Annotated in this window: 12 protein-coding genes; 10 read left to right on the top strand and 2 right to left on the bottom strand. The window is 65.0% G+C overall.

Features of this window, described 5'->3' with window-relative positions; genetic code table 11:
* Positions 1-8: 8 nt before the first annotated feature.
* Positions 9-2240: an indolepyruvate ferredoxin oxidoreductase subunit alpha gene (locus tag KW836_RS23630; protein WP_175123215.1), complete on the bottom strand. Its 2232-nt coding sequence runs from the start codon at positions 2238-2240 to the stop codon at positions 9-11.
* A 369-nt stretch (positions 2241-2609) separates the two neighbouring features.
* Here KW836_RS23630 and KW836_RS23625 point away from each other — a divergent pair, with 369 nt between their 5' ends.
* The 6 genes from KW836_RS23625 (at position 2610) to KW836_RS23600 (ending at position 8812) form a co-directional block, all read left to right on the top strand.
* Complete coding sequence (locus KW836_RS23625) at positions 2610-3107, top strand: MarR family winged helix-turn-helix transcriptional regulator (RefSeq protein WP_056569521.1); 498 nt, start codon at positions 2610-2612, stop codon at positions 3105-3107.
* A gap of 187 nt (positions 3108-3294) precedes the next feature.
* A complete protein-coding gene (locus tag KW836_RS23620; RefSeq protein ID WP_175138817.1) occupies positions 3295-4866 on the top strand; it encodes an ABC transporter substrate-binding protein in 1572 nt (523 codons plus the stop codon).
* A gap of 58 nt (positions 4867-4924) precedes the next feature.
* Positions 4925-5911, top strand: coding sequence for an ABC transporter permease (locus tag KW836_RS23615; RefSeq protein ID WP_105237526.1), 987 nt, complete (start codon positions 4925-4927; stop codon positions 5909-5911).
* On the top strand, positions 5911-6825 hold the full coding sequence (locus tag KW836_RS23610; RefSeq protein WP_175123213.1) for an ABC transporter permease: 915 nt from the start codon (positions 5911-5913) through the stop codon (positions 6823-6825). Before KW836_RS23615 ends, KW836_RS23610 begins: the two co-directional genes overlap by 1 nt.
* Before the next feature lie 8 nt (positions 6826-6833).
* Positions 6834-7820: an ABC transporter ATP-binding protein gene (locus KW836_RS23605; protein ID WP_218344922.1), complete on the top strand. Its 987-nt coding sequence runs from the start codon at positions 6834-6836 to the stop codon at positions 7818-7820.
* A complete protein-coding gene (locus KW836_RS23600; protein ID WP_175138815.1) occupies positions 7817-8812 on the top strand; it encodes an ABC transporter ATP-binding protein in 996 nt (331 codons plus the stop codon). The genes KW836_RS23605 and KW836_RS23600 overlap by 4 nt, the downstream gene beginning before the upstream one ends.
* Before the next feature lie 49 nt (positions 8813-8861).
* Here KW836_RS23600 and KW836_RS23595 read toward each other — a convergent pair whose 3' ends face one another.
* Positions 8862-9383 (bottom strand): hypothetical protein, encoded by a 522-nt coding sequence (locus KW836_RS23595; RefSeq protein WP_218344921.1) that lies wholly within the window; start codon positions 9381-9383, stop codon positions 8862-8864.
* Positions 9384-9604: 221 nt separating this feature from the next.
* Between KW836_RS23595 and KW836_RS23590 the strand changes: the two genes are divergently transcribed.
* The 4 genes from KW836_RS23590 (at position 9605) to KW836_RS23575 (ending at position 13444) form a co-directional block, all read left to right on the top strand.
* Positions 9605-10525, top strand: a complete 921-nt coding sequence (locus tag KW836_RS23590) for a DMT family transporter (protein WP_175138813.1) — start codon at positions 9605-9607, stop codon at positions 10523-10525.
* Positions 10526-10640: 115 nt separating this feature from the next.
* Positions 10641-12314 carry an energy-dependent translational throttle protein EttA gene (gene ettA / locus KW836_RS23585; protein ID WP_175123208.1) on the top strand — a complete coding sequence of 558 codons (1674 nt, stop codon included), beginning with the start codon at positions 10641-10643 and terminating at the stop codon, positions 12312-12314.
* Between the two features lie 180 nt (positions 12315-12494).
* Entirely contained in the window at positions 12495-13028 is a 534-nt protein-coding gene (locus KW836_RS23580; RefSeq protein WP_105237533.1) for an isochorismatase family protein, read from the top strand.
* Positions 13029-13219: 191 nt separating this feature from the next.
* A complete protein-coding gene (locus tag KW836_RS23575; protein ID WP_056321146.1) occupies positions 13220-13444 on the top strand; it encodes a glycine zipper 2TM domain-containing protein in 225 nt (74 codons plus the stop codon).
* The last annotated feature ends 65 nt before the right edge of the window (positions 13445-13509 follow it).

Below are 13509 nucleotides of genomic sequence, written 5' to 3'. Positions count from 1 at the left end.
TGGGTTCCTCAAAGCGCGCTTTGCGCCAGACGCGCCGCGCGGCGCCGTTGCAGGAAGCCGATCACCGCGCCGCGCATGCGCGCCAGGAAGCGGTCGGCGCCGGTCGGGTTGTGGATGATGTCGGCACGGTAGAACGACGGACACAGCACGGCCGCGTGCGCGACCTCGCCGCAGTTGCCGCAGCCCACGCAGCTGCTTTCCACGTGCGCGACCGGGTCTTCCTTGAGCGGATCGCCGCTGTCCTTGACCGTCAATGACGGACACCCGGACAGCCGGATACAGGCGTGATCGCCGGTACAGACGTCGGGATCCACGCCAAAGCGTTCCTTCACGACCCGCTTGCCTTCCTTGACCGCCTTGTTGAACAGGGGTTTGACGCGCCGCTGCTTGTTCAGCATGCATTCGGACTGCGCGATGATGACCTTCGGGCCCTTGATGTCGGTGGTCAGCGCTTCTTCGATGGTGGCGCGCACCTTGGCCACGTCGTAAGTGCGGTCCAGCGTGCGGACCCACTTCACGCCCACGCCGCGCACGGCCTGGTCGATCGGGTTGTTGGTCGAGCGATCGGGGTTGTCGGCGCGCGAGGACAGGATGTCCTGTCCGCCGGTGGCCGACGCGTAGAAGTTGTCCACGATGACGATGACGCCGTCGTACTTGTTGAACACCGCGTTGCCAATGCCCGACGCCAGCCCGTTATGCCAGAAGCCGCCGTCGCCCATGATCGAGATGGGCCGCTTGGCGGCCGGCACGTTGAAGGCGGCCGCGCTGGAAGCGCCCAGGCCGTAGCCCATCGTCGTGGCGCCCAGGTTGAAGGGTGGCAGGATGGAAAAGAGATGGCAGCCGATGTCGCACGAAATGTGGTGCTGGCCCAGCGTTTCCTGCGCCAGCGTCAGCGCGGAAAAGATGGGCCGCTCCGGACAGCCCGTACAGAAGCCCGCGGGCCGCGGCGGCACAACGGCCGCCAGGCCTTCGACGTGCTTGTGGAAGGTGATGGGCTGCTCGGCGGGACGGGCGGGCTTGGGCCGCGAGACCTCGGTGATGGTGAGCTGGGGCTCGGGCTGCACTTCTGCCTGCGCATCCACCGCTACCGCCGGATGCGTCTGCAGCGATTCCGGCCGGTTGCGCCTGAGGAATTCGCGCAGGCCATCGCGCATGACCTGGGTCGTGTATTCGCCTGCCATCGGCAGGACGTCCTTGCCGGACAACTGCGTGCTCACACCGGCCCGGCGCAGCACCGCGTGCAGGTTCTGCTCGATGTAGTCCGGCTGGCCTTCTTCCAGCAGCAGCACGGCGCGCTTGCCGCGGCAGAAGTCGATGACCTCGTCCTCGATGACGGGGTAGGTCACGTTCATCACGTACAGCGGGATGCGGCTGTTGCCGAAGTTGTCGGCCAGGCCCAAGAGCTGCAGCGCGCGGATGACGCCGTTGTAGAGACCGCCCTGCAGGATCAGGCCGATGTCGTCCTGGTCGCCGTCAAAGTGCTCGTTGAGCTGGTTTTCCTTGATGTAGCGGATGGCGGCCGGCCAGCGCTCCTTGATCTTTTCCTGCTCGTGCAGGAACGAGGCCGGCGGCAGCACGATGCGGCTGGTGTCGCGCGCCGGGCTTTCCAGCGCCTCGGCCAGACTGAACGCCGGGCGCTTGTTTTCCTTGGCGATGAAGCGGCCATGCACATGACAGCCGCGGATGCGCAATTGCAGCATCACGGGCGTCTTGCTGGCTTCCGACAGCGCAAAGCCGTCTTCCACCGCCTTGACCATGCTTTCCAGGTTAGGGCGCGGGTCCAGCAGCCAGATCTGCGACTTCATGGCGAACGCGTGCGAGCGTTCCTGCATGATCGACGAGCCTTCGCCGTAGTCTTCGCCCACGATGACGAGCGCACCGCCGGTGACGCCGCCCGAGGCCAGGTTGGCCAGCGCGTCGGAGGCGACGTTGGTGCCCACCGTGGATTTCCACGTCACGGCGCCACGGATGGGGTACATGACGGAGGCGGCCAGCGTGGCTGCGGCGGTGGCTTCCGAGGCGCTCGCCTCGAAGTGCACGCCCAGTTCCTGCAGGATGTCGTTGGCGTCGGCCAGCACGTCCATCAGATGCGAGATCGGCGAGCCCTGATAGCCGGCCACGTAACCCACGCCGGATTGCAGCAGCGCCTTCGTGACGGCAAGAATCCCTTCGCCGCGAAATTCCTCGCCCGCGCCGATGCGCAGTTGCTGGACTTCTTTCTTGAAAGACCTTTCCGCCATCTTGGATCCCTTTCGCGGACCCCGTCGGGATCCTTAATCCGTGCTGCCGTGCAGCATCGTCTTGCCACGAAAACACCGCCTGAAAAATACTTTAGGAGTCAACGTTTTAGCTGTCAATAAAAAAGATGAAATTTCATGGAAATTAAAAAATATCACGCAAAAACAAGGGTGTATATACTGGTTGTTCTCTAGGTTTTTGACGGATTGAGGGCGCTGCAATGGTGCAAAAACGGGTTGCGATTTGGGGTATACCCTGTGCTGCGCAACAGCATTGCGGTACATCATGGCGCACGGCTGCGCCGTCGTGGTGCAATGCGCTTTTCGGCAACGGGGCAGGCCTTCGAAATGGGTGCGTGGGAGCAAACCAACATGCAGGCAGATAAGCCACGCGGCACGCGCGCCGCCGCAACGGGCCCGCGGTTCGTCGACGGCTACCTGGCCTATCTGCTTGCGCAGGCCAGTCAGCGCATCTCGGCGGAATTCCATCAACAGGTCAAAGCCGCCGGCCTGTCCGTAACCGAATGGCGCGTGCTCGCCAGCTTGCAAGGCAGCGCCGGCGAAACCATCGGCAGCCTGGCCGTGCTGGCCATCACCAAGCAGCCCACGCTCAGCAAGGTCGTGCAGCGCATGGAGGCCGACGGTCTGGTGGCTCGCACGGGCGTGCGAGCCGACCGCCGCCAGACGCGGGTCTGCATTACGGCTAAGGGCTCCAACCTCATCGGCGGCCTGTGCGATCAGGCTTTGCAGCACCAGAAGGCGGTGCTGGCGCCCTTCGGCGAAGAAAAGGCCGCGTTGCTGATCGACATGCTGGACGTGCTGATGACCGAACACGTGCCCCTGGAACTGCCCATCGACCCGGACGAATAGGTCCGTCCGTTGCACGCGCGCACTTGAACATCGTTCGGTCCGATTTTTTTGTTACATGCTTATGCGTCCCCGGTTGTCGTTCCCCAGTGAAAACGACCGCCGGTACGCGCAAACCCTGAATTGACGCGGGTCTCGTGGGTAGGCACACTCGCGCCGGTATTCAGACTACTGTCAGGAGTTGACACTTATGCGCCGCACTTTGATTGCTATCGCGATCGCCGCCGCCGTGGCAGTGCCCTCGATCGGGCAAGCCAAGACCTTCCGCTGGGCCGCCCAGGGCGACATCCTCACGTTCGATCCGCACTCGCAGAACGAAGGCATGACGATCGCCGCCAACAGCTACATCTACGAGCCGCTGGTCGACTACGACAAGTCCTTCAAGGTGTCGCCGCGCCTGGCCACCGAATGGGAGCAGGTGTCGCCCACGCTGTATCGCTTCAAGCTGCGCCCCAACGTCAAGTTCCATGACGGCGCCGCGTTCACGGCGGACGACGTGGTGTTCTCGATCCACCGCGCCATGGCGCCCACGTCGAACTACAAGGCCTACACCACCGGCATCAAGGAAGCGCGCAAGATCGACGACCTGACCGTCGAGATCGAAACTTCGGCGCCCAACCCCGTGCTGCTGCGCCAGCTGACCAACGTGTTCATCATGAACAAGGCCTGGTCCGAAAAGAACAACATCGCCAAGCCGCAGGACTTCGTCAACAAGGAAGAAACCTACGGCGCGCGCAACACCAACGGCACCGGTCCCTACAAGCTCAAGAGCCGCGAAGTCGACGTGCGCACGGTCTTCGAGGAAAACAAGGACTGGTGGAACAAGGCCGGCAAGGTCGGCAACGTGACCGAAGTCGTCTTCACGCCGATCAAGCAGAACGCCACGCGCACCGCCGCGCTGTTGTCCGGCGAGATCGACTTCGTGCTGGATCCGGCCGCGCAAGACCTGGACCGCCTGCGCCAGTCGCAGAAGGTCGTCGAGGGCAACGAATACCGCACCATCTACCTGGGCCTTGACCAGAAGCGTCCGGAGCTGCAGTACTCCAACATCAAGGGCAAGAACCCGTTCCAGGACGTGCGCGTGCGCGAAGCGCTGTACCGCGCCATCGACGTGGACGCCATCAAGCGCGCCGTGATGCGCGGCCTGTCGGCGCCCACCGGCACGATGATCGCGCCGCAGGTGCATGGCTGGGCCGAGTCCGTGCACAAGCGCGTGCCCTACGACCCCGAAAAAGCCCGCGCCCTGCTCAAGGAAGCCGGCTACGACGGCACGCTGAACTTCACGCTGGACTGCCCGAACAACCGCTACATCAACGACGAAGCCATCTGTCAGGCCGTCGTGGGCATGTGGGCCAAGGTCGGCGTCAAGGCCACCATGAACGCCATGCCGCGCTCCACCTACTTCCCGAAGGTGCAGTCGTTCGACACCAGCGCCTATCTGTTCGGCTGGGGCGTGCCCACGTTCGACGCCATGTACACGCTGCAGAACCTGATCCGCACCAAGGGTGAGGGCGCCGACGGCATGTACAACCTGGGCAACTACAGCAACAAGGAACTCGACGTCATCATCGATCGGATCAAGACCGAGACCGATGAGAAGAAGCGCGACGCCGACATCATCACCGTGCTGGAAGGGCACGCCAAGGACTTCGGGCATATCCCGCTGCACGACCAGGTCATCCCCTGGGCCATGCGGAAGAACGTCACGGTCATCCACCGTGCCGACAACCGCCTCGTTGCCGATTGGGTCAAGGTTGACTGATCCAGGCTAACCAGACGGCGGGACCTACCCGGTTCCGCCGTCTTGCTTTTTTCCGCCTATGTTCGCTTTCATACTGCGTCGCCTGTTGCAGGCCGTAGCGGTGATGCTCACCGTCGCGCTACTGGCCTTTGTGCTTTTCCAATACGTCGGCGACCCCGTCACCATCATGCTGGGGCAGGACGCCACCGATGCCGAGCGCATCGAGCTGCGTGAACGCCTCGGCCTGAACGAGCCCGCCATCGTTCAATTCGGCCATTTCGTGGCCAACGCCGTGCAGGGCAATTTCGGCATCTCCCTGCGCCAGAGCGAACCCGTTTCCACCCTGCTGAAGTCCCGTTTGCCCGCCACCCTCGAGCTGTCCATGGTGGCCGCGTTGCTGGCGCTCGTCGTGGGCGTGCCGCTGGGCGTGTACACGGCGCTCAAGCGCAACAGCCTGGTTTCCCAGATGCTGCTGGCCGGCTCGCTGCTGGGCGTGTCCCTGCCAACCTTCCTGATCGGCATCCTGCTGATCCTGGTGTTCTCGGTGCAACTGGGCTGGCTGCCCAGCTACGGGCGCGGCGATACCGTCAGCCTGGGCTGGTGGACGTCGGGCCTGTTCACCGCCACGGGCTGGAAGCACCTCATCCTGCCGTCCATCACGCTGTCGCTCTTCCAGATGACGCTGGTGCTTCGGCTGGTGCGCTCCGAAATGCTGGAGGTCCTGCGCTCGGACTACATCAAGTTCGCGCGCGCCCGGGGTCTGAAGCGCCGCGCCATCCACTTTGGCCACGCGCTCAAGAACACGATGGTGCCCGTCATCACCATCACCGGCCTGCAGCTGGGCGGCATCATCGCCTTTGCCATCGTGACCGAGACCGTGTTCCAGTGGCCGGGCATGGGCCTGCTCTTCATCCAGGCGGTCCAATTCGCCGACGTGCCGGTGATGGCCGCGTACCTGTGCCTGATCGCGCTGGTGTTCGTGGTCATCAACCTGATCGTCGATCTTCTGTATTTCGTCGTGGACCCGCGGCTGCGTTCCGGGCTGACTCGCGGGGGGGCTCACTGATGCGCGCCGTACTTAAACGCTGGTGGGACAGCGACATTGCCTGGGCCTGGCGCCGGGCGCCCGTGGCCATCGTCGCCACGCTGCTGCTTGCAGCCCTGTTGATCGGTTCCTTCGGAGCCGGCTGGGTCGCGCCGCACAACCCGTTCGACCTGACCAAGGTCGAACTGCTGGACGCGCTGCTGCCGCCGGCCTGGGAACCCAACGGGCAGGCCACGTACCTGCTGGGCACCGACAGTCAGGGCCGCGATCTGTATTCGGCCATCCTGTACGGCACGCGCGTGTCGCTGCTGATCGGCCTGGCCTCGGTGCTGCTGTCGATGGTGATCGGCATCGTGCTGGGCTTGATCTCCGGTTATGCCGGCGGCCGCATCGACGCGTTCATCATGCGCGTCGCCGACGTGCAGCTCTCGTTCCCCGCCATCCTGATCGCGCTCCTGATCGACGGCGTGGCGCGGGCGGCAGTGCCGCGCGAGCTGCACGAGATCATCGCCTTTCCGGTGCTGATCGGCGCCATCGCGCTGGCCGGCTGGCCGCAGTACGCGCGCACGGTGCGCGGCTCGACGCTGGTGGAAAAGAACCGTGAATACGTGCAGGCCGCCCGCGTGATCGGCGTGGCCTCGCCCGTCATCATGTTCCGCCACGTGTTGCCCAACGTGCTGGGTCCGGTGCTGGTGCTGGCCACGGTTCATCTGGCCACCGCCATCATCACCGAGGCGACGCTGTCGTTCCTGGGGGTGGGGGTGCCGCCGACCGCGCCGTCGCTGGGCACGCTGATCCGGATCGGCAACGATTTCCTGTTTTCCGGAGAGTGGTGGATCACCATTTTCCCGGGCGCGGCGCTGGTGCTGCTTGTGCTGTCGGTCAACCTGCTGGGTGACTGGCTGCGCGACGCACTGAACCCGCGGCTGAACTGAGGTAAACCATGAGCGCATTACTCGAAGTCCGCAACCTGCGCGTGGAGTTTCCCACGCGCCGCGGCACGCTACGCGCCCTGGACGACGTGTCCTTTTCCATCCAGGCTGGCGAAGTCCTGGGCGTGGTGGGCGAATCCGGCGCCGGCAAGTCGCTGACCGGCGCCTCCATCATCGGCCTGCTCGAACCCCCGGGCCGCATCGCGGCCGGCGAGATCCTGCTGGCCGGCCGTCGCATCGACAACCTGCCCGACGAACAGATGCGCCGCGTGCGCGGCCGGGAGATCGGCGCGGTGTTCCAGGACCCGCTGACGTCGCTGAACCCGCTGTACACGGTGGGCCGGCAACTGGCTGAAACCATCGTCACCCACCTGGACATGACCTGGTCGCAGGCGCGCAACCGCGCGGTGGAGCTGCTGGCGTCCACCGGCATTCCCGCCGCGCGCGAGCGCATCGACCACTACCCGCACCAGTTCTCCGGCGGCATGCGTCAGCGCGTCGTGATTGCGCTGGCCCTGGCCGCCGAGCCGAAACTGGTGGTGGCCGACGAACCCACCACCGCGCTGGACGTGTCGATCCAGGCGCAGATCATCGAACTGCTCAAACGCCTGTGCCGCGAAAACGGCACGGCGGTCATGTTGATCACGCACGACATGGGCGTCATCGCCGAGACCGCCGACCGCGTGGCGGTGATGTACGCCGGCCGCGTGGCCGAGATCGGGCCGGTGGCCGACGTGATCCACAAACCGCGCCATCCCTATACATCGGGACTGATGGGGTCCATTCCCACGCTGGAAGGCCACACCGAGCGGCTGGTGCAGATCGACGGCAGCATGCCGCGCCTGAACGCCATTCCGCCGGGCTGTGCGTTCAATCCCCGCTGCGTCCAGCGCCTGCCGCGCTGCGCGCACGACCGCCCGGAGCTGATGCCCGCGGGCACGTCGCGCGCCGCCTGTTGGCTGCATGACAAAGGCAATACGTTGGAGGTGGCCGCATGAGCACGCCCTTGGTTCAAGTAAAGGACGCGGCGCGCTGGTTCGACGTATCGCCGCCCTGGCTGGAGCGCACGCTGGCGCGCAAGCCCAAAGTGATGCTGCGCGCGGTGGACGGCGTGTCGTTCGACATCGCCCGCGGCGAAACGCTGGCGCTGGTGGGTGAATCCGGCTGTGGAAAATCCACGGTCGCGCGCATGCTGGTCGGGCTGTATGGCCTGACGCGCGGCGACATCCACTTCGACGGCCAGCCGCTGTCGCGCATGTCCGAGCCCGGCGGGCGCGCCTTGCGCAAACGCTTGCAGATGATCTTCCAGGATCCCTATGCCAGCCTGAATCCGCGCTGGCGCGTGGGCCGCATCATCGCCGAGCCGATGCTGACGCACACGCAGATGTCGCCCGCGGACCGCGTGGCGCGCGTGGGCGAACTCCTGCGGCAAGTGGGCCTGGATCCCGCGGACCAGAGCCGCTATCCGCACCAGTTCTCGGGCGGGCAGCGTCAGCGCATCTCGATCGCGCGCGCGCTGGCGGTCAATCCGGAATTCCTGGTGTGCGACGAGCCCACCTCGGCGCTGGATGTGTCCGTGCAGGCGCAGGTGCTGAACCTGATGAAAGACCTGCAGCGCAAGCTGGGGCTGACGTATCTGTTCATCTCGCACAACCTGGCCGTCGTGCACCATGTGGCGGATCGTGTGGGCGTGATGTACCTGGGCCGCATGGTGGAAGTGGCGCCGCGCGACGAACTCTTCGCGCGGCCGCGGCATCCTTACACGCGGATGCTGCTCGAGGCGATTCCGGACATCAACGGCGCGGGCAAGCCGCGCACGGCGGTGGCGGGCGAGGTGCCCAATCCCCTGAATCCCCCGTCCGGCTGCACCTTCCATCCGCGCTGCCCGCACGCCAACGACCGTTGCAAGGCCGAAGCGCCGGTCGCGAAGCTGGCGGGGGTGTCGATCGTGGCCTGCCACGCGGTCGAGGAAGGCCGGATCACCGTGTGATTCTGTAAACGCCGTGGACCGGGCGCCTGCCCGGGCTGCGGCGCGCCGCTCAATGGCGGTGGTTGTGGTTCTGGACGTCGTCGTACGGCGTGTCGTCGTCTTCGTCGTCCGCGCCGTCGTCTTCTTCGTCTTCCTCGTCGGGATCCGGCTGCGGTTCCTCGGTCAGGGCAAAGGGCAGCACGTCTTCCAGGTTGTCGGACCAGGCGGATTCTTCACCGTCGTGGTCCAGCTTGATGAAGCGCTCGCCGTCGTTCAGCGAGATCTGGATTGCCCACAGGTACAGACAGTCGTAGGTGTCGTCATCGGACTGCGGCAAGCCGCCGCGGTTACCGAGCAGGCGCGCGCCCGGCCCGCCCATCTGCACGTGGGTCTGTTCCTCGTCCGTCTCGGCCTTCTCGTCCATTGGGACGCCGTAGGTCACCCATTCGGTGCCTTCATCGCCCAGCACCACTTCCGCCAGCACGGGTTTGCCCAGATAGGCGCTGAGTGCATCCGCGGTCTTGGCCAGCATGTCCAGTTCGGGTGCGCTGAAATGGGTCAAGGAAGCGGGAGGAGTGGCAGAGGCGGACATGAAGGTTCCTGGGCGCGATGAAGCCGCGACGGCACGGCAGATACGTCAGGCGCTATTGTCGCGCGAACCGCGCTGCGGTGCATCGGGCGCTTGGATTACGAAGAAACGCGGGCGGTGTTCAGATGGCGAGCCGGGGCGCCAACATTTCAGTGACGTATACAGCGGGTCGGACGGAGCCTACACTGGCCTGCTTTTCGTCTTTCTGCCTTCCCGTTTCATCCATGCGCTCCGACGCCCCGCAGCTCCCCCTCCGATTTTTCCTGTTTCCGCTTCTGGCCGCCCTGATCTGGTCGGTCAACATGATCGTCACCAAGATGGCCGCGGGCGTTATCGCGCCGGCGGCCATCGGCTTTTATCGCTGGGCGCTGGCGGGCATCGTCCTGACCCCGTTTGCGCTGCCCGGCGTCTGGGCGCAACGCCGCCAGGTGCTGGCGCACCTGCCGAAGTTCGCGGTGCTGGGCGGACTGGGCATGGCGCTGTACCAAGGCCTGGCGTACGTGGCGGCCGCGTCCACCACCGCCACCAACATGGGCTTCATCACCGCGATGATCCCGCTCATGACCATCGCCGTCATGGCGGTCATCATGCGCGAGCGCCCCACGGCCATGGCGGTGCTGGGCAGCCTGGTGTCGCTGGCCGGGCTGGCGCTGCTGATTGGCGAGGGCGACCCGGCCCGGCTGCTGTCCGTGGGCGCCAACCACGGCGACGTGCTGATGGGGCTGGGCGCGCTGGCCTATGCGCTCTATGGCGTGCTGCTGCGCCGGTGGGCGCTGCCCGTGGGGCCGTGGCAGTCGCTGTACGTGCAGGTCGCGTTCGGCATTCTGTTCCAGCTTCCCGCGTTTCTGATGGCGGCGCCGTCGCCGCTCAATGCCGCCAACGTGCCGCTGGTGCTGTATGCGGCGGTGTTTCCGTCGCTGTTTGCGCCGTATCTGTGGATGCAGGGCGTGCGCCACCTGGGCCCCAACCGCGCCAGCATCTTCCTGAACGTCATGCCGGTGTTCACCGTGGCCATCGCGGCGCTGTTCCTCGATGAAAAGCCGCATCTGTTTCATATCGCGGGCGGTGCGCTGGCGTTGGCCGGCGTGATGCTGGCGCAGATGCGTACGCCGGGTCTGCCGGGCCGGGCCGAGAAGGCCAACTGAAGGCGGGCAAAGGCCCGGATCAAGGCGAGATGGGGCCGGATCACGGCTGCCGCACGCCGGTCAGGGATCCGGCCTACAATCAACGGTTTCTCAGCTATATCTCACCTACGAGCCCATGGCCCAATACGTCTACACCATGAACCGCGTCGGCAAGATCGTGCCGCCCAAGCGGCAGATCCTGCGCGATATCTCCCTTTCGTTTTTTCCTGGCGCCAAGATCGGCGTGCTGGGCCTGAACGGCTCGGGCAAGTCGACGCTGCTGAAGATCATGGCGGGCGTCGACCGCGAGATCGAAGGCGAAGCCGTGCCCATGCCGGGCCTGAACATCGGCTACCTGCCGCAGGAACCGCAGCTCAACCCCGAGCACACGGTCCGACAGGCGGTTGAAGAAGGCCTGGGCGCCGTCGTCACCGCCAAGAAGCGCCTGGACGAGGTCTACGCCGCGTACGCCGAACCCGACGCCGACTTCGACGCGCTGGCCGCTGAACAGGCCGAACTCGAAGCCATCATCGCCGCCGCCGCCTCCAGCGGCGCGGACGACATCGAACACCAGATGGAAATCGCCGCCGACGCGCTGCGCCTGCCGCCCTGGGATGCCACCGTCGGCAACCTGTCCGGTGGTGAAAAGCGCCGCGTGGCCCTGTGTCGCCTGCTGCTGTCCAAGCCCGACATGCTGCTGCTCGACGAACCCACCAACCACCTGGACGCGGAAAGCGTGGAGTGGCTGGAGCAGTTCCTGCACAAGTTCCCCGGCACCGTCGTCGGCGTGACCCACGATCGCTACTTCCTGGACAACGCGGCCGAATGGATCCTGGAACTGGACCGCGGCTACGGCATTCCCTGGAAGGGCAATTACAGCTCGTGGCTGGAACAGAAGGAAGACCGCCTCAAGCAGGAAGAGTCCTCCGAATCGGCGCGCCAGAAGACCATCAAGAAAGAACTGGAGTGGGTGCGCCAGAACCCGAAGGGCCGCCAAGCCAAGGCCAAGGCGCGTCTGGCGCGTTTCGAGGAACTGTCCTCGTACGAATACCAGAAGCGCAACGAAACCCAGGAAATCTTCATTCCGGTGGGCGAGCGCCTGGGCAACGAGGTCATCGAATTCAACAACGTCAGCAAGGCCTACGGCGACCGTCTGCTGATCGATAACCTCAGCTTCAAGGTGCCGCCGGGCGCGATCGTCGGCATCATCGGCGCGAACGGCGCCGGTAAGTCCACGCTGTTCCGCATGATCGCCGGCCGCGAGCAGCCGGATTCGGGCGAAGTCAAGATCGGCCAGACCGTGAAGCTCGCCTTCGTCGACCAGTCGCGCGACGCGCTGGAAGACAAGAAGACGGTGTTCGACGCCGTGTCCGATGGCGCCGACATCCTGACCGTCGGCAAGTTCGAAATGTCGTCGCGCGCCTACCTGGGCCGCTTCAACTTCAAGGGCGGCGACCAGAACAAGGTCGTGGGCCAGCTCTCGGGCGGCGAACGCGGCCGCCTGCACATGGCCAAGACGCTGATCGCCGGCGGCAACGTCCTGCTGCTTGACGAACCGTCCAACGACCTCGACGTCGAAACGCTCCGTGCGCTTGAAGATGCGCTGCTCGAGTTCCCCGGCAGCGTCATGGTCATCAGCCACGATCGCTGGTTCCTGGACCGTATCGCCACGCACATCATGGCCTTCGAAGGCGATTCGCAGGTCGTGTTCTTCGACGGCAACTATCAGGAATACGAAGCCGACAAGAAGCGCCGCCTGGGCGAAGAGGGCGCCAAGCCCAAGCGCCTGCGGTACAAGGCATTGAAGTAAAAACGACAGGCTCCACCGCCAAGAATCCCGGCCACGCGCCGGGATTTTTTTTCTGGTGTCAGACACCCGAATCGGACATTTGCAGGGGTGTCAGACACCCGAACCGGTCCTACATTTGCAGGGGTGTCAGACACCGCCCCACAGCGTTATGCTGACCCCTTGCCCCCAGGAGTCCTCACCATGCTGCTGTCCGCCTCCGATTCCACCCTGTTGATTGTCGACATGCAGGGCCGCCTGATGCCTGTCATCCACGAAGGCGACGCCGTGCTGAACGCCGCGCACAAACTGGCGCAGGCGGCGCGGTTGCTCGATGTGCCGGTCGTCGCCACCGAGCACCACAGCAAGATGCTGGGCGTCACCGTGGACCCATTGCGCGAGCTGGTGCAGGCCACGTTCCAGAAGATGCACTTTTCGTCAGCCCGCGAACCGGGTTTCGACGGCTGGCTGCCCGCCTCGCGCAAGACGGTGCTGGTGGCCGGCTGCGAGGCGCATATCTGCGTGCTGCAAACCGTGATCGGTCTGGTGGACCTTGGCTACAAGACGGTGCTTGTCGCGGATGCGGCCGGATCGCGCAAGCCGTCGGACCATCATGCCGCGCTGCGCCGCGCGCGCGCTCACGGCGCGGAGATCGTCACGACAGAGATGGCGATTTTCGAGTGGATGGAGACGTGCGAGCACCCGCGCTTCCGCGACGTGTTACGTCTGGTCAAATAGCCGCCGGCCCTTGCAACATCGTTCCCAGGGGAGTGCAAAAGTTCGCTCTCCCTTTGACACAATTCCTGGGTAAACCTAACACCGTGTCCCCGGATAATTTGCGATCCTGAAAGCTCTAAACCCCTAAAGGTCCGCTCGCTCGCATTTTGATTCTCCGGTGCGGCCCCGGGTAAAAGAATAGGAGCTACATCATGAAAATCGCATCGCTTTCCAAGATCTGTGCCGCTGTGGCGCTGGCTGCCACCATGGCGGGTTGTTCATCGTGGGATGGCATGAGCCACCGCCAGAAGAGCACCGTGGGGGGCGCCGCACTCGGCGGCGTCGCGGGTGCGGTGATCACTAACGGCGGCGTGCTCGGCACGGTCGGCGGCGCGGCGATCGGCGGTGTGATCGGCGACCAGGTCGGCAAGCGTTAAGCCTTCCTCGTCCCAAAAAGCAACGCCCGGCAATGCCGGGCGTTTTTTTATGCGCAACGCGCGCC

It is taken from the genome of Achromobacter sp. ACM05, from assembly GCF_019218915.1.
Taxonomy (GTDB): Bacteria; Pseudomonadota; Gammaproteobacteria; order Burkholderiales; family Burkholderiaceae_B; genus Achromobacter; species Achromobacter animicus.
This window is presented reverse-complemented; position numbering and strand designations above follow the sequence as displayed.